Origin of the sequence: Paraburkholderia phosphatilytica, from assembly GCF_003443895.1 — a bacterium.
Taxonomy (GTDB): domain Bacteria; phylum Pseudomonadota; class Gammaproteobacteria; order Burkholderiales; family Burkholderiaceae; genus Paraburkholderia; species Paraburkholderia phosphatilytica.
Genome location: NZ_QQOA01000001.1, coordinates 45979 through 70191 on the forward strand (window position 1 = coordinate 45979; position 24213 = coordinate 70191).

Sequence of the window (24213 nt, forward strand, 5' to 3'; positions counted from 1 at the left end):
AGCCTGGCAGGTTAGTTTCGAAGCAGGTTCATGGCCGGTTGCACGGCCGCTGGCGGATAGAGGCACCACGAGCCGTCGCGATGCCGGAAGAAGACCAGCGCAAGCGGTCCGGACGAGCGGCTCACTTCGACGCGCACGGCGCGCCACGGCATCGTTTTCGACCGGTCGGGCCGGGTGACCCTGAAATGTTGTGCGTTGCCGAGCCACTCGTTGACGAGGACCCGAAGCGATCTACAGTGGCTGCTCATGCGCGTCTCCGTGCCTCTAACCGAATTGGCTGGTTGAGGCGGCGACACCATGATCGCGTCGTTCGTGATCGCGGTCTATTGAACTTAGAAGCGGCAGCCTTAACCGAAACGTTAAGGCTTAACCGTCAGTGCAACGCATCGCGTCTCGCGAGCGGCTTGAACATCCGGCTCCATGCAATGCTCACGAGGATCGTCGCGCATCCGCCCGCCACGACGGACCCTACGACGCCGAACATCGACGCCGTTGCGCCGGATTCGAATTCGCCCAGCTGATTGCTTGCGCCGATGAAGAGCGTATTCACCGCGGCGACGCGTCCGCGCATATGGTCCGGCGTTTCGAGCTGGATCAGCGTTTGCCGCACGACCACGCTGATCGTGTCGGCGGCACCGGAGACGGCGAGCAGCAACAGCGAGAGCGGGAACCATCGCGACAGCCCGAACGCGACGATCGAGATGCCATAGATGGCCACGGCGATCAGCAGCTTCTTGCCGACGCCGCTGACGATCGCGTGCCGCGACAGCATCAGGCCCACGCACAACGCGCCCACGGCCGGCGCGGAACGCAGCAGGCCGAGCCCTTCCGGGCCCACGTGCAGGATGTGTTTCGCGTACACCGGCAGCAATGCCGTCGCGCCGCCGAACAGCACCGCGAACAGATCGAGCGAGATGCCGCCGAGCAGCAGCGGGTTGCTCCACACGAAGCGCAATCCCGCGAGCAGCGTTTCGACCGTGACGGGCTCGCGCGGCCGCGGCACGTAGTCGTAGCGGATCAGCGCATACAACGCCGCGCCCACGCAGAACAGCACGGCACAGGTGCAGTAAAGCGCCTTTACGCCGATCGCGAACAGCAGGCCGCCCAGCGCCGGCCCCGCGATCACGCACACCTGCTGCACCGACGTGCTGAGCGCCATCGACCGCGCGAGCAGCCGCTGCGGCACGAGCATCGGCAACAGCGCCTGCTGCCCCGCCATCTGGAACGGCCGGATCGCGCCGAGCACGAGCGAGAGCCCGAGCAGCAGATCGCGCGTCACGACGTGAGCGATGATGGAGGCCGCGAGCAACGCGGCCACGGCCGCCTGCGCCGCGAGACACACCGCGACGATCCGACCGCGATGCATACGGTCGGCGCAATGACCGGCGACGAAGGTCGTCGCCAATCCGGGGAGAAACTGGCAGAGCCCGACGAGACCGAGATACCACGCGCTCGACGTCAGGTCGTACATGTGCCAGCTGATTGCCAGCATCAGCATCTGCTGCGCGGTGATGGACGCGACGCGCGCGGTCAGGAAGCGCGTGAGCGCCGGATGACGAAGCAGCGACACGATGCCTGCGCCCGTTTCGAGCGGGGGCGTTGCCGCGTCATTCACGTTGTGCGGCGAGCGCCACCCACTTTCTGTATTGTCGACGCTCATCTCAGCACGCATCAAGAACCGGTCCAAAGCGCGATCATCGCCATGTTCGCGCGCGCCGTCGATTGAATTAAAACGCGGGGGGCTTAACCGTCAGGTTAGGCATGACGCGACGGGGCTTCCGGGCTTCGCGCGCTCGCCGCGTCGAGCGACAGGTCCGCGGCGCGGTGGTCATCCTGCTGCTCGTCGAGCGTGGACTCGATGACTTTCGGCGCCCACTCCCAGCGCAGCAACACCACGGTGCTTGCGGCCCCCAGCATCAGGAACACGAAGATCGCCAGCATCGGCAGCGTGTAGCTGCCCGACACATGCAGCAGCCAGCCCGACAGGCTCGCCGAGACGCCGCCCGCGAGACTCGTCGCCACCTGCTGCAAGCCGGTATTCAGACCCACCGCCTGCTTTGGAATCAGCGTGAGCTTGACGAGCGCCAGGTTGTTCGCTGTAACCAGGCCCAGCAGCGAAAGCGACACCACATTCCAGAACAGCGCCATCTGCGGCGAGTGCGCATACGCACCCAGCAGCACCGTCGTACCGCCGATGAAGCCTGCCACGATGAACGATTTGCGCACCGCGACGGCATCGCGGCCCGCCGCGATCAGACGGTCCGCGGCCCAGCCGGCCAACGCCGCGACGATCGCGATGCCGGCAAAACTGAAGAACGTATAAAGCCCCGACTGCTCGAGCGAGAGGCCGCGCTGCTCCACCAGATACGCGGGCATCCACGTCATGCAGTAGAACGCGAAATAGCTGTAGCAGAAGTTGGTGATCAGGCCGCCCCACACCACGGGGCTCGCCAGCAGATTGCGCAATGGCACCGAAGCGGCGCGGCGCTTCGCCACCGCGAGTTGGGCCTTCGACGGAAAATCGTTGTCGAGCATCAGCAGCCAGGGCACCAGCCAGATCAGCCCCACAAGACCGGTGACGACGAACATCGCCTTCCACGAACTCATCACGATCAGCCACGCGGCGAGCGGCGCGCCCAGCGCCGGCCCCATCTTGCCGCCGATCGAGTAGATGCCGAGCGCGGTGCCCTTGCGGGTTTCGTCGAAATTGTTCGCGAGATAACGATAGGTGGCGGGCACCACCACGGATTCAGCGACGCCGATCAACAGGCGCACGAGAATCAGGCCGGCCAATGTGGTGACGATGCCCGTGGCCGCCGCGGCGAGACACCACGCCAGAAAGCAGACCGCGTACGGCCACTTCACGCCATAGCGGTCCACCAGCCAGCCCATCGGCATCTGCAGCAGTCCGTAGGACCAGAACATCGCGGAGCCGAGCCAGCCGCGCTCGACGTGCGTCAGCGTGAATACCCGCACGAAGTGATGGTCGGCGAGCGCCGCCGACATGCTCGTGCGGTCCACGAAGGAAATCATCAGACCGAGTGCGAGCAGCCCGAGAATGCCCCAACGATTCTCGGGTCGCCGCGCGTTCGGTAGCGTGGTCGCTGTCACTTCGTCTCCGATGTTTTTTTGCCCCGCGCTACTGCTACGTCACCGCCGCGTTACTGCTTCAGACTGCTCAGCCCAGATTGCCCGTCACGTCGTCGAACAGTTCATCCACCGACAGACGACGGGGAATGATCTTCTGGTCGAGCGCCCAGTCGACGGCCAGTTGCAGGCCCGCGCGGTTCGCTTCGAGACCAAGCGGCGGGAACACGGCCGGCACTTTGTCGGCGCTCGCGCGGCTTTCCACAATCATACGGTACAGGTCGCGCACGATATCCGGCCGCTGCTTCGACAGCGCTTCATGCACGACGAACATGTGATTGATCGGCACCACGCCCGTACGCTCGAACCAGCCCTTCGCCGCATTCTGCGCATCGGGCACCAGCGTGCGAACACGGTCGTCCTTCGGCATGTCTTCGCCGAGCAGCGCCGCCGCGAGTTCGCCGTCGAGCATCATCTGCGGAATCGACGAACCGGCCGGCAGACGCTGGCAGTTCTGCGGATCGCTGTATTCGGCGAGGTGGCCGTCGCCGAGCGTCATCCACGTCACCTTGTCGAGATCGACGCCATATTCGTGGCGCAGGATGCCGCGAATCCACAGCGCGGTGGTCTGCGTGTAGGTGCGAACGCCAACCTTCTTGCCTTCGATGTCCTTCGGATCGAGATGCCCGAAGTCGACGTTGTAGCCCGCGCAGTGATGCTGGAAGCGGCCGGAGATCGGCGCCGGCAGCAGCACGTACGGCTTGCCGTACGCCTTTGCCTGCAGGAACGTGACGATGGCCAGTTCGCCCGCATCGAACTTGTTCTCGCGCACCATCGCCTTGAAGCCGTTGTGCGCCGGCGTCGGTCCGCAGAAATCGAGCGTCGCGAGGTCCGTCTTCACGCGACCGTCGCGCATCGCCTTCGTCACTGCGTACTCGGCCAGGTTGACGCGCAGCGTCGGCACGCCCGTCAGCGTCGTTGTCATGGATCTCACTCCTTGTGCTTGTATCGTTTGAATCGTATGAATCGCTTGAATCACGTTTGAGCAGGATTACAGCCTGACCTCGATCAGGCACGGTCCCGGCTCGCGCGTCGAATCGACCATCGCCTTGTGGAAGCTCTCCGCCGTGTCGACTGCGACGGCAGGCACGCCCATGCTCTTCGCCATCGCCAGCCAGTCGATGCGCGGCTTGTCGATGTCGATCATCGACAACGCGCGCTCGCCCGGCGTGCCCGCGCCCATGTTCGCGTACTCGGCCTTGAGAATCGCGTAGCTGTTGTTCGCGAAGATGATCGTCGTGACGTTCAGGCCTTCGCGTGCCTGGGTCCACAGCGACTGGATCGTGTACATCGCGCTGCCGTCGCCGACCATGCAGAACACGCGCCGGTCGGGGCACGCCAGCGCCGCGCCGGTCGCGACAGGCGTCGCGTAACCGATCGAGCCGCCCATGTTGTTGATGAGATCGTGCGGCGCCGCGCCCATCGTCAGGCTCATCGATTCGCGACCCGTCGTCAGCGATTCGTCCACGACGATGCAGTGCTCGGGCAACGCCGCGGCAAGCGCATGCGCGACGCTCGTCGGGTTCAGTGGGCCCGTCGGCACCGGTGTTTCGATACGCGGCTGCAGGAGCGGCGCGGTGCGGGTATCGCCGAGCGCTTCCAGCAGCATCTCGAACGCGAGTTCGCTGTCTTCATCGGGCTCGACGAGCGTATGCACCAGCGTACCTTCCGCCTTCAGCAGACTCGGCTTGTCCGGATACGCGAAGAAGGCCACCGGCTCCCGCGTTTCCACCGTCACGATGTGCTTGAAGTCCTTGAGGAATGCCGTAGCCTGCGCGACCGCGTACGGAATGCGCGCGATCGGCACGCGCCCCGCGCCGCGTTCGATGCGCGCGGTGAAGAACTGCGAGCCCAGTTTTGCGCCCGTGGCCGCAGCGACACGGCCTGCCTTCACGAGCGCCGCGCCGCGCGTCGACTTGTTCGCGAGGATGATCAGCGTCGGTTCGCCCGAACGCAGCACGCGTGCGATGTGTTCGATGCGCGCGGCACTCGGCGTCTTGAGCGTCGCGGCGGCCGGCGGCGGCAGCGTCGGCGTTTCTCCGGCCTGCTGCCACGACGTATCGCCAGGCAGGATCAGCGTCGCGATCTGCCCCGGATGCTCGCTCGCTTTCGCGACGGCCTGCGCGGTATCCCACGCGATGGTGTCCGCCGATTCCGCGCGCCGCACCCAGTGGCTGAGCGGCCGCGCGAGACCTTCGATATCGGAGGTCAGCGGCGGATCGTACTTGAGATGCGACACCGAATGCTCGCCGACCACGTTGACCATCCCCGACGACGCGCGCTTCGCGTTGTGGATGTTCGCGAGACCGTTGGCAAGACCCGGCCCGAGGTGCAGCAGCGTCGAGGCCGGCGTGTCCTTCATCCGGTACCAGCCGTCGGCCGCGCCGGTCGCCACGCCTTCGAACAGGCACAGCACGCTGCGCATCCGCGCATTGTTGCCGAGCGCCGCGAGAAAGTGCATCTCCGACGTGCCGGGGTTCGCGAAGCAGATGTCGACGCCCTGATCGACCAGGGTCGCGACGAGACTATCGGCGCCGTTCATCAGTAACCAGCCATGTCGCGCGCGAGACCGACCACGCCGTAGGTGCGCTGCGGCGCGGACATCAGGAAGCGATAGCCCTCGTCCTGCAGACGGCGATGGTTCTTTGCCGTGACGTGCGGATGACCGACCACGACGTTGTGCTTCTTGCACGTCTCGACGATCTGGCGCATCGCGTCGAGCACTTCCGGATGCTCGTACTGACGCGGGAAGCCCAGTTCCTGGCTCAGGTCGCCTTCGCCGATCAGGATGAAGCCGATGCCCGGCACGTTCGCGAGCATATCGTCGAGGTTCTCGATCGCCTGGGTGCTCTCGCACATCAAGCCCACCAGAATTTCGCCTTCCGGCGCGAGCGGCCACACGTCGGCCTTCGTGTAGTACTCGGCCATCGAGAGGCCCCAGTAGCGCGCCGCATTCGCGGGACCATCGCCGCGCACGCCCTTGGGCTCGTACAGCGGCGCGTTTTTCGGACGCGCGTAACGGCACGATGCAACGGCGTTGTACGCCTGCTCGACAGTCGCGACGTGCGGCCAGATCACGCCATACGCGCCGCGATCCAGCACCTGCTTCGCGAAGCTCTGGTTCATCTCGACACCGTTGGCCGGGATGCGCGCGATCGGCGTCACCTTGGGCGCGATCGAGCCGGATTCGACGATCTGCTTGCGGCTCAGCATGTATTGCAGCGCATCGCCGAGCGCGCTCACGTCGTACGGGTTGTGTTCCATCTCGAACACGAGGCCGTCGTACGGCGAGTCGCTCATTTCGATCGCGGTCTGCTTGTCGAGCTTGGCGAAGGCAGCGTGCGCGGCCTTGCCCGATTCGAAAGCGCGGATGACGCTGTTCAGGCGGGTGCTAGACATAAGGGTCTCTCTCAATCTCGCTGTGCGCCGCTGGCTCGCGGCGCGCATGATCGACGCGCTTCGCGCGTCAGCTCAGGGTCGGGTACAGCTGCTGCGCGGTCCTGCCGAAGATCCACGCGCGGTCTTCGTCGCTGAGGCAGGCCAGGCCCTTCTCAGCCGTCGCGAGGATGTCCGTCAGCGTGCCGGTCGAGGTCGGGAAATTCGAGCCCCATGCCAGGCGCTGCGCGCCAAACGCTTCCACCACGCGCGGGAAGAACGTGTCGGCGCTGGCCTTCTCTTTCTTCACGTCGCCGAAAATGCGCGGCGTGAGTTTCATGTACACGTTCGACAGATCGGCGAGCGCGAAGAGGCTCGCGGCATTCGCGTACGGCGGCCCATCCAGCACGTCCGGCCGGCCGAGGTGGTCGAGAATGATGTTCACGCCCGGGTATTGCTCGGCCAGCATGCGCACCTGCGGCAAGCCGATCGGACCGGTCTGGATGCACATCGGCAGCTTCAGCTCGACGAGCATTTCCCAGGCCTTGAACGACTTCGGGTTGTCGAGCTCGCTCGGGTCGAAGTCCTTCGTCGAGCCGCCGGTGAAGATGCGCAGACCGGCCAGCCCCTTGTCGGCCCACGTCTTGATCACGGCGGGCACGTCGTCGGCCAGCATGTCCACCGAGCCGACGGCGACGAGCCGGTCCTTGTAGCGGTTGCAGCTATCCACGACGTAGCTGTTGTCGAAACCGTAGGTGGTCGACGAATGCACGACGGCGGCTTTGGCCACGCCGGCTTCGTCCATCGCGGCGATCAGCGCCTCGACGGTGTTCGGCCGTTCCTGCGACCAGTCCGAACGCTTGCCGAACAGCGGCGCGGGCGGATAGCGCTTCTCGTCGTCCGAGATGATGTGCGGATGAATGTCGATGATGTTCTTCATATATGTCCCTCCGGCAGACGTCTCCGTTACAGTCCTTTTTCCTTCAGCAGGCGGTCCAGACGCGGATACACGCGCCGCGCGTTGCCTTCGAAGATCGCGTGACGGTCGGCGTCGGACAGCGCCTCGCACGCATCGATGTAGCGCTTCGTGTCGTCGAAGTACTCGCCGGTATCCGGATCGCGACCGCGCACGGCGCCGATCATCTCCGAGCCGAACAGCACGTTGCTCGTCGGCACGACCTTCGTCAGCAGTTCGACGCCCGGATGGTGATACACGCAGGTGTCGAAGAAGATGTTGTTCAGGAGACCTTCGAGCGGACGCTTCGCGATTTCCAGCGACATGCCGCGATAACGGCCCCAGTGATACGGCACCGCGCCGCCGCCGTGCGGAATCACGAGGCGCAGCGTCGGGAAGTCCTTGAACACGTCGCTTTGCAGCAGCTGCATGAACACCGACGTATCGGCGTTCAGGTAGTGCGCGCCGGTGCCGTGGTGGCACGGGTTGCACGATGCCGCGACGTGAATCATCGCCGGCACGTCCAGATCGACCAGCGCTTCGTACAGCGGATACCACTCGCGGTCGGTGATCGGCTTGCCGGTCCAGTAGCCGCCGCTCGGGTCCGGATTCAGGTTGCAGCCGACGAAGCCCATCTGCTCGACGCAGCGGCGCAGTTCGGCAACGGAGTTCTTCGGCGGCGCGAGAGGCGATTGCGGCAGCTGGCACACCGGCACGAAGTTGTCCGGGTAGATGTCGCACACACGGCGCACGAGATCGTTCGACACCTCGGCCCACTCGAGGCTCGTGCGCTCGTTGCCGAGATGGTGGCTCATCAGGCCGGCGATCGGCGAGAAGAGCGTGAGGTCGCCGCCGCGTTCCTGTTGCAGACGCAGCTGACCGTTACCGACACCCTCGCGGATCTCGTCGTCGGACACGTGCGCGCCGGAGAGCGCCGGTGCGTTGGCCGGATCGTTGGCGGCCGCGATCTGTTTAGCGCGCCAGTCGCGAAACGATGCAGGGACGGTCGTGAAGTGACCGTGGCAATCGATGATCATGTTCTTTGCTTCCGTACAGTTGCGAACGCGGGGTTCAGACTCGGTTTCAGCGCGGTTTCAGGCGCGGGGATCGACGAACAGCTCGTCCATCGACATGCGGCGCGGCGTGAGGCCCTGTTTGAACGCCGTGGCTTCGAGCGCTTCGATGGTCTTGCGGTTTTCCTCGATGCCATACGGCAGCGGGTCGTTACCCACGATCTTCTGCAGCTCGACGTACTTCCTGTTCTTCTTGTCGTTCAGTTCACCTGCGTTGAGCTTCGCGAGCCAGTCCTGCTTCGCCTTGTCGAACGCGTCGTAGATCGACTTCGCGACCCAAGGATGCTCGGCCAGCACCGAGTCCTTCACGACGATCGTGCCGTGCATCGGATACACGCCGGTGCGCGCGTAGTACTCGGCTTCGAGTTCCGCTGCGTTCGGGAACAGGTCCGGATAGTCGGCTTCCACTTCCTTCCAGCCGCCCGTCGGGCTGCCCGTGCGGCCGATGCCCGCGTTGCCGTGCATGCCCGCCACCAGCTCGCCCTTCTCCATCATCTCCGCGAGCGACGTGCCTTCGGCCACGTGCACCACGTTCGGCGGCAGCTTCAGTTGCGTGACGTGCTCTTCGTCATCTACGACCCACGTCACCTTCGACGGATCGAGACCGAACTCGTCCATCAGCACCTGACGCGTCCATGCGCCCGTCGTCACCGAATACGCACGCACGCCGACCTTCTTGCCTTCCAGATCTTTCGGCGTCTTGATGCCTGCATCCGGACGCACCAGCAGACCCGAATGGTGGAAACGACGCACGACGAAGATCGGCAGCGCAACGAACGGCGCGCCATATGCACGGGCGATGATGTAGGTGGTCGGCGCCAGTTCGCACACGTCGAATTCGACGTCGCGAACCATGCGGCGAAATGCGCCGATCTGCGGCTGCACGGTGATGAACTCGGCGTCCACGCCTTCGATCGGAATGGAGCCGTCGCGGATTGCGGAGGTATGCGGATGCTCGGCAATGGCGAGCGTGAGATGAACTTTCTTGGTCAACTTAGTCTCCTTGACTGGACAATCTGATCGGCCTGCGTCCGTGGTCGGTTTGAAGCCCGGTTACCGCGAATTGCAGAGCCGCTCAGGCGATTTCGTTGATGACATGATGTTTCCGCGCTCCGTTCACGTCTATTGAAATAAGCAGCGGATGCCTTAACGAAACGGTAAAGCCCCAGGCAGGCAAAGGGCTGTCGGTGTGCTTTCCACAAGCCTTCACAGCCCGCCACGGCCCGCTATGGCGGGCTTCCGGCGGTGGCGTTTAACCCGAAATGGTTAAGGGGGACTGCGACCTAGCGTCCGTCGGCGGACGAAGCGGCTCTGGCGGCCCGGCTGACCGACGACACCGGGCGCGATGTCATGCCGATCTCCGTCAACAGACGCTGAGCGGCTTCTTCGAGACACGACACCATCAGCTGCGCGCTCGGCGTCAGGCCGCGGTTGCGGTTCCACAGCACACCGGCAGGACGGAGCAGGCGAGGCAGGCTCAGCGACAGGATGTGCAGCGGCTGCGCGGCGTCGTGCGCCGGCGTGCCGGACATCACCGCGATGAAATCGGAAATCTGCAGCTGCGCGCGCGCAACGTGCACCGACAGCGTCTCGATGTAATTGTTGGTGAGCGGGACTTCGTGCGCTTCGAGCACACGCTCGAGCGGATCGCGCAGGATCGAGCCGGGCGGCGGCAGGATCCACGGAAACGGGCGCAGATCCGACCACGCAAGCGTCTTCCTGCGCGCAAGCGGATGATGACGGCCGGTGACGAGCGTCACCGGCTCTTCGAGCAGTTCCTTTTCCTCGAAGCTGCCGAGCGTATCCGGCGGCGGCAGACGGCCCACCACGAGGTCGAGATGGCCCTGCCACAGCTCCGGCAGCAGCGAAGACGTGGTGCCCTCGACCACCACCGCGTTGGTGCCCGGCGAGCGCTGCTTCAGGAGGCTCAGCGCCTGCGGCAGCAGCACCGAGGCGGACGCCGGCAGCATGCCGATGCGAACCTTGCCCTCGGTGCCCGAACTCAGCGCCTTCAGTTCGTCGCGCGCCTGATGCAGGATGGTCAGCATCGACCGCGCGTGTCGGATCAGGCAATCGCCGTATTGCGTGGGCACGAGGCCCTGCGCCGTGCGCGAAAACAGCGTAAGGCCGATCCCCCGCTCGAGTTCGGCGAGCGACTTGGACACGGCAGGCACCGTCACGTGCGTGACGTCGGCGACCTGGGTCAGATTGCGGTACGTATCGATCGTGACGAGCAGGCGCAGGTGGCGCGCCTTCAGGTTGATCTGCAGGTACCAGTCGAGCGCTGACATGTCCTGTCCTTCTTTCGATTCACCGTCTCGTTAAGGAATGTCGCCGCGTGGCGGCAAGCGCGTCAGTCCTTCGGCTGCATCGCGTGCAGCGTCATGCCAAGCGAAATCGACGTGAAATAGCCCACCGTGACGAGCAGTTCGGCAATTACCGCGCGGCCGAGACCGGCGTCGTAACGCGCGAAACGCGCGTCGTCGATCGCGCCGCCCGCGAGAATGTCGTTCACCGCATCGCACACCAGACCGAAGCGATCGTCGCCCGCTTCCGGCCGGCGCTTCTCCAGAATCGCGGTCACGACGGCCTCGGGTACGCCGGACTTCAACGCATGCCGGCGATGATTCGCGATCACGTACGGCGCGTTCCAGAACACCGCGGTCGACAGAATCGCCACTTCGCTTTCCGCTTCGCTCAGCACCGGCGAGTGGTCGACGTGCGTGCCGATGATCTCCATCCCTGCAGCCAGCTGCGGGTTGTGCAGCCAGATGTTGAACGGCGTGGGGATGCGTCCGCGCCCTTCGCCCAGCTGCGCGATCACTTTTTGCTGCGCTTCGCTGGCCTGGTCCGGGTCGATCTTCGCGAGTCGGTTGTCCTTCATGTTCTGTCCTTCCAGTAAAAAAGAGGCTGAAGCAGCGCGATCGCTACGCGCCTGCCGCTGCGAGCGCGGGGAACCATTGGTCCATCAGGCTGCTCGGCCAGGGAATGTGGATGATCTGATTGAAGACCACGAAGATGAACGCCGTCACGCAGAACGCGAGGATCAGGCTGAGCCGCCAGGACTCGCGCCCCTCAACCCGCATGAACGCGACGATGATGAGCGGCACGGTCGGGATCATGCCGATCACGCCCATCGAAACGAGGAACGCGACGAACCAGCCGAAGAAGCGCAGGGCCCGCAGCAGCACCAGCTGGTTCGGCAGCTTTTCGTCGTGCTCGCTCGCCACGTCCATGTGGATGCCGCCGCCGGCGTGACCCGCTCCCGCTTTCGCCGGAATGACGAACACCTTGTACGCGAGACTGATGGAGCCCGCTGCGACGAGAATGCTCGCGACGACCGTCGGCCCGATGCGCGCCATCAGAAGCCAGCTTTGCGACGTCACCAGCATGTACAGGCCGATGCCGATGAAGAACACGTAGACGAGGTCTTCGAGCTTCAGCGCGATCTTGCCGCTCGGCCGCATCCGCGCGAGACCGCCGCTGCGGATCAGCTTGAAGAGCGGATTGAAGAACACCAGCGCCGCCATGATGAGCAGCACCATCACGACCGGCCGCGTCATCCAGTGCGTGCCGTAGCGCACGAACGAGATGGACATGTAGCGCTCCATCAGCACGCCGAGCACGAGACCGAGAATCAGCGGCGGCCGCGCCCATTTCAGCCGCTTCATGGTCCAGCCGATCAACCCCGCGATCAGCAGCACGAACAGGTCGCCCCAGCTGCGCGAACCCTGGAACGCGCCGACGTAGATGATCGGCATGATGACCGGCAGGATCAGCGTGTAGCGCAGCGTCGAGATCTTCGCGAACTGGCCGCTCAGCAGAAAGCACAGACCCGCGCCGAAGATGTTGGCGAGCGCGACCGACCACACCATCGAATACGTCAGATCGAGATGCTTCGTCAGCATGTCGGGGCCGGGGATGAAGCCGTGGACCATCATCGCGCCGAGCAGGATGGCCTGCGCCGCGCCGCCGGGCACGCCGAACGACAGCATCGGCACGAGGCTGCCGCCCTCCCGCGCGTTGTTCGCCGCTTCCGGTGCGATCACGCCGCGCACGTCGCCGGTGGTGAAGGTCTCTTTCGCGCCCTTCGCGGTCTGCAGCGCGTGACCGTAGGCAATCCAGTCCGTCACCGCGCCGGTAATGCCGGGGATCGCACCGAGCACCGCGCCCAGCCCGCCGCAGCGAATCACGAGGAACCAGTTGCGCAGGCTGTCGCGCACGCCTTGCCGCATGCCGTGCAGCGAGTTGAATTCCACGTTCTCCGCGATCGCCGTGCGGCGGATCGCGAGTTCGCACAGCTCGGGCAACGCGAAGATGCCCAGAATGATCGGCACCAGCGGAATGCCATCCTGCAGATACAGCAGGTTGGCCGTCCAGCGCATCTGTCCGGTTTCGACGTTGGTGCCGATCATGCCCACCAGAATGCCGAAGCACGCGGCGACCACGCCGCGCAGCGGCGCGTTGCCCGACAGCGCCGACACCATCGACACACCGAAGATGGTCAGCGCGAGCATTTCGGGCGTGCCGATGGACAGCACGAACGGCCGCACCAGCGGCAGCGAGAACGCGAGGATGATCGCGCCGATCAGGCCGCCGAACAGTGAAGACGTATAGCACGCGCTCAGCGCGCGCGCTGCTTCGCCGCGTTTGGTCATCGGCAGGCCGTCGAGCACGGTTGCCTGTGATGCCGCGTGACCGGGCACGCCGAACAGCACGGCCGGAATCACGTCCGACGTCGTGATGACCGACGCCATGCCGAGCAGCATCGCGAACGCCGCGTACGGGTCCATCGTGTAGGTGAACGGCACCAGCAGCGCGAAACCCGTGAGCCCGCCAATGCCAGGCAACAGCCCGATCGCCAGACCGACCACGACGCCAAAGCAGAGGAAGATCAGACGATTGAACTGCAAGAGCGTCGTCAGCGCATGGCCCGCGGCCATCAGCGTTGCGTGGTTAAAGAAATCCATTGGTCATCCTGATTAGCGGGCGGGCTCAGCGGACTCAGTCGGCAAGCATCGGATACAGCAGCCGCGCCGTGCGGCCCCAGACCCATGCGCGCTCGTCGTCGCTCAAACTTGCGAAGCAGGCGTGACCTTGATCGATCAGCTTCTTCAGCGGGCCGGCGGAAGCCGGATAGTTCGAACCGAACGCGAGGTGATCCGCGCCGAACACCTTCACGAGATGCGTGAAGAACGCGTCGGCGCCACCAGGCGCTGCCTGCGCGAGATCGAACGTGCGCGGCGTGATCTTCATGTAGACGTTGTCGTACTGCGCGAGCTCGAACAGCGCCGCGCAACGCGGGTACGGTGCGCCTTCGTCGAGCGTGGGACGCGCGCAGTGATCGAGCGCGATCTTCACCGTCGGGAAACGTTGCGCCAGTTCGGCCACCATCGACAAACCGTCCGGCGTGGTCTGCACCGCCATCGTCATGCCGATCTCCGCGCAACGCTCCCAGATCGGGAAGGTCGCCGGATTGACCAGCCAGCTGCCGTCGTTCTGATGCGTCGCGCCACCCGTGAACAGACGGATGCCGCCCATGCCGTTCGCGAGCCAGTGGTCGAACGTCTTCAGCGCGTCGGGCGCCAGCAGGTCGAACGAATAGACGCCGGTGAAGCGCTTCGGATCCTGCGCCACGCTGTCGGCCACATAGCTGTTGTTGGTGCCATAGGTCGTCGACGAATGCACGATGGCGGCCTTCGCCACGCCGGCTTCATCCATCTCCGCGATCATCTGTTCGAACGTGACGGGACGCGTGGCGGACCAGTTCGAACGATGTCCATGCTGCGGAGCGATGGGGTAGCGGACCGTATCCGTCGAAATGATGTGCGGATGGATATCGATGATTTCGGGCGTCATGTCGGGTAGACCTCGTTATTGCGGACTGAAAATAAGCTTGCGCGCGCTCTCGAGTTGCGACTCGGGCGTCGCGTACAGCTTGCTGACGATTTGCTCCACCGCGTTTCCGTCGATCGGATCGATCGGGAAGCCTGAGTTTTTCATCGCGTCGATGAAGTCGGGGTCCGCGATCGTCTTTGCGAAGGCGGCGCGCAACGCGGCGAGACGATCTTCCGGCACGCCCATCGGCACGGCGATCGGACGGCCGGCCTGGAACGGCAGCAGGAACAGGTTGAAGAGCGCCTTCGTAGCCGGATCGGTAATGTAGTCGCTCAGGTTCGGCACGTCGGTATAGCCCGCCGGGCTGGTCCAGCCGAGATGCAGCAGCACCTTCATCTTGCCGTTGGCGAGCATGCGCGCCGCTTCGCCCTGCTGCAGGCCGTCGATGGTCGAAGCCCAGCCGTCGACCTCGCCGCGCTGCATCGCCAGATACACTTCGCCGCGGCCCGTATAGCCAGGCACGATGCTCATCTTCGTGCCGAGATACTCGTTGAGCAGCGCGGGCAGCGTGCGGTCTTCGTTCGCGTAGCCGGTTGCGCCGATGTAGATCGTCTTCTTCGTGAGCGCGTTCTCGGTGGTCACGCCGGTCCGGCTCATCGCGACGATGCAGTACTGCACCGTGTTGAGACTGCCGAGCCACCTCACCTTGCGCGGGTCGAAGCGGTTCTGCCGCTGGTCGAGCAGCGGGATATAGAGGTTGTTGCGCTGAAGGAAGCCGATGACGGTGCCGTCGTTGGGTTGCTTCGACTGAAGCGAGGCCGCGGCCACCATGCCGCCCGCGCCAACCACGTTCATCACCACGGCCTGAGGATGACCGGGAAGGTACTTGGGGAAGAAGCGCGCGAACTGGCGCGCGATGATGTCCGTTGGCGTGCCTGCATCGGCGCTGACGACGAGCGTGACGGTCTTGCCGTGATAGAAGTTTTCGACCGACTGACCAAAGACCGGTCCAGCAACCGCCATCGCGGCAACACATAGCAGCGCCGCGCAAGCGCGAATTGCTTTCCTGCAGTTCATAGCCGTCCTGTCTCCTGATCTTGACCGCGCTCCACCGTCGAAACAAGCCGGAAAACGTCTCAGCTCCGGGGGTGGGTCGCGTTGCGTCCAGTCATAGTCGATTGAACGCACCCAGTTTTGCCTGCGCGGCAAAATGGGTCAATTGAGAAAAACGGCAGCAGGTTTGAGCAAACGGTTAAGCCCCGTGCGCCTTGGCGGCTAGCCGCTGGGCGGCCTCTTCGAGGCACGCTACCATCAGCCGCGCGCTAGGCGTGAGGCCGCGGTTGCGGTTCCATAGCACGCCGGCCGGACGCAGCAGTCGAGGCAGGCTCAAGGGCAGCGCATGCAGCGGCTGCGTGGCGTCGTTCGCGGGGGTATCGCCCATCACGGCGATGAAATCGGAGACCTGCAGGTGCGCGCGCACCACGTGAATGGACAGGGTTTCGATGTAGTTGTTGGTGAGCGGCACGTCGTTCGCTTCGAGTGCGCGCTCCAGCGGATCGCGCAGGATCGAGCCGATCGGCGGGAGTATCCACGGATACGGCAGCAGATCCGACCACGACAGGTGCTTCCTGCGCGCGAGCGGATGATGACGGCCCGTAACGAGCGTGACCGGCTCTTCGAGCAGCTCTTTTTCTTCGAAGCTGCCGAGCGTATCCGGCGGCGGCAGCCGACCCACCACGAGATCTAAACGCCCTTGCCACAGCTCCGGCAACAGCGAAGACGTGGTGCCTTCGATCACCACCACGTTGGTGCCCGGCGAGCGCTGCTTCAGGAGGCCTAGCGCCTGCGGCAGCAGTACCGAAGCCGATGCGGGCAGCATGCCGATATGCACCTTGCCCTCGGTGCCTGAGCTCAACGCCTTGAGTTCGTCGCGCGCCTGATGAAGGATGGCGAGCATGGACCGCGCGTGGCGGATCAGGCACTCGCCGTACTGTGTGGGCACGAGCCCCTGCGCGGTGCGCGAGAACAGCGTGAGCCCGAGGCCGCGTTCGAGTTCGGCCAGCGACTTCGACACCGCAGGCACGGTGACGTGCGTGACGTCGGCGACCTGGGTCAGATTGCGGTATGTGTCGACCGCTACCAGCAGGTGCAGGTGTCGCGCCTTCAGATTGACCTGCAGATACCAGTCGAGCTCCGACACGTCGCGCTCCTCCCCTTTTACCTTCTCGTTAAACCTTCGGCCATTTTACTCAATTCCGTGAGGCCAAGGCCGCTGGCATCATCAGCTCGCGCCGCTCGAAAGCGATGCGGGACCCGTCACGCGCCGCGCTTCGATGCACGACTTCTACACCATCACGATGATCCGCCGGCACGACCGGCGTACGGAGACAGCCCATGACGCATATCGCGAGCCGCCGCCGTTTTCTACGCAACACCGGCCTCCTCGGGCTCGGCGTCATGACGAGCGGGCTTGCCGCGCCGTACGTCGCGCGGGCCGCGTCCACCCCGATCCGCGTGGTCAGCAACCCTGGGCTCGAGAATGCCACGCTGAACGCGCTGATGGACGAACAGGGCTACTTCAGGAAGTTCGGCGCCGACGTGCGCCTCATTGAAATTCCCGGCGCCACGGGTCCGTTCGATGCAATCGCCGCGGGCGCCGCGGACGTTTGCATGGTCTCCGGTTACAACCGCGTGCTGCCGAGAATCGCGCAAGGCGCGAAGGTCAAGATCGTTGGCGCGGGCATGAGAAAGTGCGCGTTGACGGTGTTCGCGCGGCCCGATGGCATCACGAAGCTCGCCGATCTGCCGGGCAAGACCGTCGCGGTCGGCCCGGCCAAAGGTCTGTTGCGCTCGCTGATGCTGGAACTGATGAAGGAAAAGGGCATCGACAGCTCGCAGGTGAATTTCGTCGACAAGGGCAGCAACGACGAGTGCTATGAAGCGGTCGTCAAAGGCGAAGCCGATGCCTGCTGCGCGAGCGTCTCGCATCTGAACGACCGCGACGGACTTCGCGTGATCAGCGAAGGCGACATGTGGCAGGCGTTGCCGCGATGCATTTTCCAGACGGCCTACGCGTCCGATCTCGCGATTGCGGACAAGCACGACGGCATGGTCGCGGTCATGGCAGCCTATGGCGCGCTGTACGAGTACATGATGTCGCCGGCCGCGCACGATGCATTCTTCGACGCGCGCAAACGTGCGCAAAAGAAATTCGACCAGGCGTCGGCCCAGGCGATCTGGGAATTCAACCAGATGCAACGGCCCTATTCCCGCGATCTCTCGCTGACCGACGACGACGTCGGCTATCTGCAGGACATGGATATCGGCCTTGGCAGTTTGACCCGCAGGCAGCCGATCGCCGAAGTGGCCGATATGTCGGCGGCGCAAGCGGCGGTGAAACTGCTCGGCTAGTCGTGCAGTACGCGACGTGTCGCGGCGCCCGCATCGCGTGCGTCGCGACACGTCGCGACAAACGCTACCCGCTAACCACCAACGAAAAACACCCCAGCAGGCCGGATCGAAATCCAGCCTCTGGGGTGCCAGCGCTATTCCGCTACATTCGAGTCTTGCGCTCGTTTCAGAACCGGTGCTTGATGCCCGCGATGACGGATATCTGCGAGCCGCCAACCGGCGGATCCTCGACGGGCAGCATGGTGCTCGCCGCATACGCGAGCTTGCCGCCGTTCTGGATGTGCTCGCCCGTCAGATACAGCGACGTGGACTTGGACAGCGAGTAGACGCCGCGCAGGACTTCCACCAGGGCCTTGTTCTGCGAATGCTCGAACTTGAGGTCGGCCACCATGCCGTCGATCGAGAAGGCCGGGCCCACCGGCACCGTGCCGTCCACCCAGAACAGGTTGCTTCGCGGCGGCGACACGCCTTCGTTGACGCGCAGGATCCAGCCCGCGCCGAACCGCGCGCCATCCACGTTGAAGTAGCCGCCCGAGACGAACCGGCTATCCGACAGCTTCGGCGACGTGAGACCGCCGTAGGTCGCCGACGTGCCGCCGTAGTTGCGCTCATACGCAGCCGCCGCGCCCCAGCGCGTGCCGGTGTACTTGAGCAGGGCCGACCACTCCTTGCACTCCAGATAAGGCGTCGTTTCGCCCGGGCAATTGGTGGCGACCGCGCTGTTGCCCGACACGGCGTCGCGGCCGAAGCTGTAGTTCACGCCCGCTTCGAAATCGCCGAAGTGCTGGCGGTAGCTGATCGCGTTGTCGGCGCGCGGGTTGGCAATGCCGTTGTCGAGCGTGGTCAGGCCTTGCGCGCCGTCGCCGAACGGATTGATCGCCGAGATCGCGTAGAACCGCATCGTGTACTGGCGGCCGAACGTGAGGCGGCCATAGGGACCATCGAGGCCGACGTACGACTGCCGTCCAAACAGACGACCGCCCTGGCTCGACGTGCCGTTCTGCGGCGAGAATCCGCCCTCCAGATTCCAGATGGCCATCAAGCCGCCGCCCAGATTCTCCGCGCCGCGAAGGCCGAAGAACGAAGTCGCCATCCCCGAACCGACCTGGAATGCGTCGCCGGTCGTTTTACCCGTGGCTGCGTGGCTGAGGTATTGCACCCCTTGATCGATCGAGCCGTAAAGCGTGACCGAGCTTTCGCTCGACAGCGGCGCCTCTGCGTAGGCCGGCGCGATATAGATCAGCGCCGCGCAAGCGCATGCGGCGAACGTGTAGTTCATGATTGTCTGTCTCCAATTTTCCTGATCGGCGACCTCCTGCACGGAGCGGCTGCTGCCCGCTGCGGGATCGCGCTATGTGTGTTTGTTTGTTGGTAACACGAGGTAATTGTGCCAGCCGCTTTGGGCCGGTCTATTGAGAAAAGTGGCCTGTCGTTTGACCGAACGGTTAAGTGTCCCCTGGCGATGGAGGCCGAACACCCGGCGGCATCTGATCACGGTGTGATACTTTTCCGCCCGCGTGAATTCCGCCTTCGCGCCCGCCGGCTGGTGCGTTTGACCGGATTCCGGTCAAAACGGGGACAGGTGTCACAAAAATTTCATTTAACACCGCAACGATTACTTCCGATATAACGGCGCGCCCCGTGCGAGCGGGGTGGCGTGCTCCAATCCAGTCGTAGCTGCCCCGGCAGCGGCGACGAACCGTCGCGAGGATTCGCGGCGACAGCAGCGAGAAGTAGGGGCGAAGAAGTGATCGAGCTCATCCAGACACGATTCAAAACCGCGTTCTCCGTCATGGCGATCGCGTTCATCCTTGTTGCGATTGCAACCAGCACCGGCCTGTCGCTCTGGCAGACCGGCGAGCAGAATGCCGCCTTGCGCGCGCTGCAGTCGTCGGGTCGGCTCAAGCAGGATCTCGACACGTTGCAGAAGACGATGCTCGACGAGCACGGCGACCTGTACACGCAGATCAGTACCCGGCCCTTCTATCGTCGCGCGGCCTATGCATTCCCGCTTCGTGCCGTCCTCGCGCTCACCGCGGACGCGAGGACCGCGTGTCGGGGCCAGACGACCTGCATCTCGCAACTCGACGACCTGGACGGCATGCTCCAGCTGCTTGCCAGGCGCAGCGACGCGCTCGGCGCGATCACGCTGCGCAACCCCGGCAGCATCAGCCTCGGCGACCCCGCGCTAAGCGAAATCGACGCGTACTTCTATAGCGCGCTCCAGCACGTCGTATCCGCGCGCGTGCAGGCCGATGCGACGACGGACGTCGAGGTCACGCAATCGTCGCGAGACGCCGAATGGGTGTCGAAGGTCCTGCTGCTGAGCGGCTTGACCGCGGCCGCGCTGCTGCTCGCGGTGATCTACCGCAACACCAGCATCGCGCGGCAGCTGCGTCGCGCGTTATCCGTCGCGGACCGCGCGCGCGACGAACTGTTCCGCTCGAACCAGACGCTCGAATCGGTTCTGGACCACGTGCCGCAGGGCATAGCGTGGAAGGACGCGGAGCTTCGCTACGTCGGCGGGAACGAGGTCTACGCGAGAAATGCGGGCCTCGATTCGAAGCACGCGCTGATCGGACTGACCGACTACGACCTCCGCTGGGGCGACGACGCGCAGGCCGTTCGCGAAGAAGACGTCAGGGTCATGACCGGCACGTTGATCCGCAAGGGTTTCGAGCGCCCCGCCGTTTCGGTCGACGGCGAAGAGGTCTGGATTCGCGAGACCAAGCTGCCGCTGAAGAGCCAGAGCGAACAGGTGATCGGCGTGCTAAGGGCGTATGAGGACATTACGCATCGCCGCAACGCCGACGTCGCATTGCGGCTCCAGGGGCGCGCGCTGCAGGCGAGCGTCAATGCCATCGTCATCGTCGAAGCGCAGGCCGGCAGACATGTCGTGACGTTCGCCAACGAGGCGTTCGAACGGATGACGGGCTATGAGCGGACGGACTTTCTCGACGCGGACTCCGAGGAGCTCTTCTCGCTCGGCGGAGAACCGCTCAAATGGGAGCCCATCCGCAGGGCGCTTGGCCACGATGTCGAAGCCGACCTCACGCTGCCGTGTATCCGCAAGGACGGCACGCGTTTCTGGGCCCATGTGCTGGCGTCTCCCGTGCGCGACGACGCCGGCGGTGTCACGCATCACGTCGGCGTGATCAGCGACATCACCGCGCTGATCGAATACCAGCAACGGCTCGAACACCAGGCGCGCTACGACTCGCTGACGGATCTGCCGAACCGCACGCTGCTGGACGAACGACTTTGCGCGGCACTGACTCGCGCCGCGACGCAGGGCAGCCTGGTATCCGTGCTGTTTCTCGATCTCGACCGGTTCAAGGAAGTCAACGATTCGCTAGGACATCGCATCGGCGACGCGCTGCTCGTGCGCGTGGCGAAGCGGCTGCAAAGCCTCGTTCGCGAGAGCGATCTGATCGCGCGCTACGGCGGAGACGAGTTCGTCATCGTCATCGAGCACGCGGACGCGCAGCAGGTGGTGCCGATGCTGGAGCGCATCGTCGAGGCGATGGCCGAACCCTTCAACATGAACGCGCAGGATCTGTACGTCGAGGCGAGCATCGGTGTCAGCACCTATCCTCAGGATGGGCAGGACGCCGACACGCTGCTGCGCAACGCCGACGCGGCGATGTACCTGACCAAGGCGAGCGGGCGCAACGGCTACCGGTTCTATCGGCCGGAGCTGAACGTGGCCGCGGCCGAACGGCTGCAGCTGTCCACGCAGTTGCGCCGCGCCGTGAAAGCGCAGGCGCTGCATCTCGAGTATCAGCCGCAGGTCGACATGCTGACGGGTCGCATCGTCGGCGCCGAAGCGTTGCTGCGCTGGCGCGATGACGAGCTCGGCATGGTTTCGCCCGCGGTCTTCATCCCGGTGGCCGAACAGAGCGGCCTGATCCAGACCATCGGCGAGTGGGTGCTGCGCACGGCCTGCCGTCAGGCACGCGTCTGGCTGGACCTGGGGTTGCCGCCCGTTCGCATGTCCGTCAACGTGTCCCCGTTGCAGCTCGAACGCTCGGATATCGTGCAGGTGGTCTGCAGCGCATTGCAGGACGCGCGGATTGCCGCGCACCAGCTCGAACTCGAAGTGACGGAAGGCGCGCTGATGCGCAATCCCGATGAGGTGGCGCGCACGCTTCGGGAACTGCGAGCGCTCGGCGTGAAAATCGCGATCGACGACTTCGGCACGGGCTACTCGAGCTTGAGCTATCTTAAGCGCTTCAGTGTCGACCGCATCAAGATCGACCGCGCGTTCGTGCGGGAAATCGGCGTGGACGACGAATCCGAAGCGTTGGCGCTCGCCGTCATCGGCATTGCGGATGCGCTGAATTTCGAGGTGCTGGCCGAAGGCGTCGAACTCGACGCGCACAAGGAGTTTCTGATGAAGCACGGGTGCACCGTCGCGCAAGGCTTCCTGTATAGCCCGGCTATCGCCGGCGATCCGTTCGTGCAGCTGTTGCGCAAGGGCAGCTTCGCGACGGTGAACGATCCGGCAGCGGAGGAACCATGTCAGCCAGTCCGATCCTGACCTCGCCCGAGTTTTTACCCAACGTCGGTGTGCGCTTCTCGGCGTATGCGATGGAATGGGGCTTCTGTTCGTTCGTACTGACCTGCGAAGCCGCCTGCGAAAAGCTCGGGGCCGGCAACCCGGGCCGCGAGCAGGTGCTCCTCGCGTTCCAGCTGAACCGGCAACGGATCGCGCAGGCAGTCGGTGCTAAAGCTCAGTCCGACTGCGGTGAGCGCATCGTGCTCGATGCCGCGGATTTCGCGTGAGTCATGTCCGCACTTCGCCATAGCTGTGCAGCCGCCCCATCGAGCACGTTCGAATCTCACTCCCGAACGACCTGAATGCGCCCCGCCTTCACGGCCGCTTTCAAAACCGTCCAGTCCTTTTCATTCTGGTCCGCGTAAGCGAGCGCGAATTGCACGATGGCGTCATCGAATGCATCCGACTTGCCGACATAGCCGCTGATCAACGCCGGGTCGCCCGCCTTCGCCATCGCATGCGCGAGCGCATACGCGCAGGAGACTGCATATTCGCCGAGGTCTTCGACGTCGAAGGTCGTGAAGTCGAACGCGCCCTTCATGTCGCGCAATTGCCGCACGTAGAAATCGTTGCCCGTGTGGCGCATCTTCGACCAGCCGAGAAAGATGTCGCTGGCCGACTGCAGCAGGCGCTGCCCGTTCACCACGCGCTGGCCGTGATTCGGATAGCGGCTCGCCGGCAGGTAACCCTCCAGCACCGACGCTCGTGCTTCCTTGAGCTGAAGGAACAGCGGGCATTCTCCATCGGCCATGAACAGCGCCTCGTAGCAACGCGTTCCCACCGAGCCGATACCGACGACGCGAATCGCGACATCCACCAGCTCGTAGCGATCGAACAGCGTACGCCGGTCATCGGGCAGCGTCAGCCGGTAGTCGGCGAAGAAGCGCCGCACCATCGCGTCGTACTGTCTGTTTTCGTGCGCGTTTTCATGCGACACGTGATACACGAGCGGAGGCTGGTCCTTGATGCGCAGCTTGCCGTTGACGAGCTCGGTCGCATGATTCACCACGGAACGCGACGACTGCAGCGCCGCCTTGTCGATCACCGCCTGCTCTTTCTGCCGCTCCTCCGTCGAATCGGCAATAGCCAGCATGTCGTCAGAGTTGAACTGTGCGTACCAGACGTCGAGCGTGTCCATCCGGCTGAACTCGGCGATCTGTTTGCGGAAGGTCTCGCACAGCCGTCGCACCACACCGCGCTGATCGCGCAGCGCGAAGCCGCGTTCGCGCGCGGCAATCACGAACGACGTGGCCAGCCGGCGCACGTCCCAGTCGAACGGACCGGGCAGCGTTTCATCGAAGTCGTTGGGACCGAAGAGAATGCGGCGCTCCGGACTGGCGAACAGCCCGAAGTTCGCCAGATGCGCGTCGCCGCCCAGTTGCACGATCACATTCGAGTGCGGCAGCTTCGACAGATCGTGTGCCATCAGCGGCGCGGAGCCGCGATAGAACGCGAACGGATTCGCGACCATTCGCCCGTAGCGGATCGGGATCAGTTCCTTCACGCGGCCTTCGTTGGACGCATCGAGCAGCTTGATCGGATCGCGATCCGTAATCTTGCATTCTGCAAGCTTCTCGCGCGGCACCTTGCCGCGCGCCGCCTTGCCTTTGTCAACGCGCGCCGCTAACGCGCCACGCCCCGCAAACAGCATGGATGGATCTTCCTGCGCTGCCTGTGTTGTGGGGTCGCTTTGAGTCGCGCTTTTATTGGTGCGCTTTGCTGCCTCGGAATCGGACACGCGTCACTCCTGTTGTTCTGTTGAAAGCGGAAAGAGAGGTTCGCCGCTTGAGCGAACCCGATGTCAATTCGACACGCTGTCCCTTTTTGCCACCGCAGTGAACCGCCGAACGCGAAAC

General features: G+C 64.4%; 20 protein-coding genes. 3 read left to right on the forward strand and 17 right to left on the reverse strand.

The window, feature by feature from the left end:
- Positions 1–11: 11 nt before the first annotated feature.
- The 15 genes from DVS29_RS00180 to DVS29_RS00250 all read right to left on the reverse strand — a co-directional run bounded on the left by DVS29_RS00180 (position 12) and on the right by DVS29_RS00250 (position 16588).
- Positions 12–248, reverse strand: coding sequence for a hypothetical protein (locus DVS29_RS00180; RefSeq protein ID WP_118178413.1), 237 nt, complete (start codon positions 246–248; stop codon positions 12–14).
- A 125-nt stretch (positions 249–373) separates the two neighbouring features.
- Complete coding sequence (locus DVS29_RS00185; protein WP_118178414.1) at positions 374–1660, reverse strand: MFS transporter; 1287 nt, start codon at positions 1658–1660, stop codon at positions 374–376.
- 95 nt (positions 1661–1755) lie between these two features.
- The gene (locus tag DVS29_RS00190) at positions 1756–3111 is read right to left on the reverse strand and encodes an MFS transporter (RefSeq protein ID WP_240655401.1); all 1356 of its coding nucleotides are present in this window, start codon (positions 3109–3111) and stop codon (positions 1756–1758) included.
- 67 nt (positions 3112–3178) lie between these two features.
- Positions 3179–4072, reverse strand: coding sequence for a type 2 periplasmic-binding domain-containing protein (locus DVS29_RS00195; RefSeq protein ID WP_118178415.1), 894 nt, complete (start codon positions 4070–4072; stop codon positions 3179–3181).
- Positions 4073–4138: 66 nt separating this feature from the next.
- Entirely contained in the window at positions 4139–5689 is a 1551-nt protein-coding gene (locus DVS29_RS00200) for an acetolactate synthase large subunit (protein WP_118178416.1), read from the reverse strand.
- Complete coding sequence (locus DVS29_RS00205; RefSeq protein WP_118178417.1) at positions 5689–6546, reverse strand: HpcH/HpaI aldolase family protein; 858 nt, start codon at positions 6544–6546, stop codon at positions 5689–5691. Before DVS29_RS00205 ends, DVS29_RS00200 begins: the two co-directional genes overlap by 1 nt.
- A 67-nt stretch (positions 6547–6613) precedes the next feature.
- Entirely contained in the window at positions 6614–7462 is an 849-nt protein-coding gene (locus DVS29_RS00210) for an amidohydrolase family protein (RefSeq protein ID WP_118178418.1), read from the reverse strand.
- A gap of 26 nt (positions 7463–7488) precedes the next feature.
- Positions 7489–8514 (reverse strand): amidohydrolase family protein, encoded by a 1026-nt coding sequence (locus tag DVS29_RS00215; RefSeq protein WP_118178419.1) that lies wholly within the window; start codon positions 8512–8514, stop codon positions 7489–7491.
- A 57-nt stretch (positions 8515–8571) separates the two neighbouring features.
- Entirely contained in the window at positions 8572–9543 is a 972-nt protein-coding gene (locus DVS29_RS00220; RefSeq protein WP_118178420.1) for an ABC transporter substrate-binding protein, read from the reverse strand.
- Between the two features lie 290 nt (positions 9544–9833).
- Positions 9834–10841, reverse strand: coding sequence for a LysR substrate-binding domain-containing protein (locus DVS29_RS00225; protein WP_118178421.1), 1008 nt, complete (start codon positions 10839–10841; stop codon positions 9834–9836).
- A gap of 62 nt (positions 10842–10903) precedes the next feature.
- Positions 10904–11434, reverse strand: a complete 531-nt coding sequence (locus DVS29_RS00230) for a carboxymuconolactone decarboxylase family protein (RefSeq protein ID WP_118178422.1) — start codon at positions 11432–11434, stop codon at positions 10904–10906.
- Positions 11435–11477: 43 nt separating this feature from the next.
- Entirely contained in the window at positions 11478–13520 is a 2043-nt protein-coding gene (locus tag DVS29_RS00235) for a tripartite tricarboxylate transporter permease (protein ID WP_118178423.1), read from the reverse strand.
- Between the two features lie 34 nt (positions 13521–13554).
- On the reverse strand, positions 13555–14409 hold the full coding sequence (locus DVS29_RS00240) for an amidohydrolase family protein (RefSeq protein WP_118178424.1): 855 nt from the start codon (positions 14407–14409) through the stop codon (positions 13555–13557).
- Between the two features lie 15 nt (positions 14410–14424).
- A complete protein-coding gene (locus DVS29_RS00245; RefSeq protein WP_118178425.1) occupies positions 14425–15465 on the reverse strand; it encodes a type 2 periplasmic-binding domain-containing protein in 1041 nt (346 codons plus the stop codon).
- Positions 15466–15640: 175 nt separating this feature from the next.
- The gene (locus tag DVS29_RS00250; protein WP_118178426.1) at positions 15641–16588 is read right to left on the reverse strand and encodes a LysR substrate-binding domain-containing protein; all 948 of its coding nucleotides are present in this window, start codon (positions 16586–16588) and stop codon (positions 15641–15643) included.
- Positions 16589–16782: 194 nt separating this feature from the next.
- On the opposite strand from DVS29_RS00250, the gene DVS29_RS00255 reads away from it, so the two are divergent.
- Positions 16783–17799, forward strand: a complete 1017-nt coding sequence (locus tag DVS29_RS00255; RefSeq protein WP_118178427.1) for an ABC transporter substrate-binding protein — start codon at positions 16783–16785, stop codon at positions 17797–17799.
- 166 nt (positions 17800–17965) lie between these two features.
- Here DVS29_RS00255 and DVS29_RS00260 read toward each other — a convergent pair whose 3' ends face one another.
- Positions 17966–19078: a porin gene (locus tag DVS29_RS00260; RefSeq protein WP_118178428.1), complete on the reverse strand. Its 1113-nt coding sequence runs from the start codon at positions 19076–19078 to the stop codon at positions 17966–17968.
- A gap of 378 nt (positions 19079–19456) precedes the next feature.
- Between DVS29_RS00260 and DVS29_RS00265 the strand changes: the two genes are divergently transcribed.
- Both DVS29_RS00265 and DVS29_RS00270 read left to right on the forward strand, forming a co-directional pair.
- Complete coding sequence (locus DVS29_RS00265) at positions 19457–22339, forward strand: putative bifunctional diguanylate cyclase/phosphodiesterase (RefSeq protein WP_124800572.1); 2883 nt, start codon at positions 19457–19459, stop codon at positions 22337–22339.
- The gene (locus tag DVS29_RS00270; protein ID WP_118178430.1) at positions 22318–22584 is read left to right on the forward strand and encodes a hypothetical protein; all 267 of its coding nucleotides are present in this window, start codon (positions 22318–22320) and stop codon (positions 22582–22584) included. Before DVS29_RS00265 ends, DVS29_RS00270 begins: the two co-directional genes overlap by 22 nt.
- A 56-nt stretch (positions 22585–22640) precedes the next feature.
- On the opposite strand, the gene DVS29_RS00275 is transcribed toward DVS29_RS00270, so the two are convergent.
- Positions 22641–24008, reverse strand: a complete 1368-nt coding sequence (locus DVS29_RS00275) for a DUF2252 domain-containing protein (RefSeq protein WP_118178431.1) — start codon at positions 24006–24008, stop codon at positions 22641–22643.
- Positions 24009–24213: the final 205 nt, after the last annotated feature.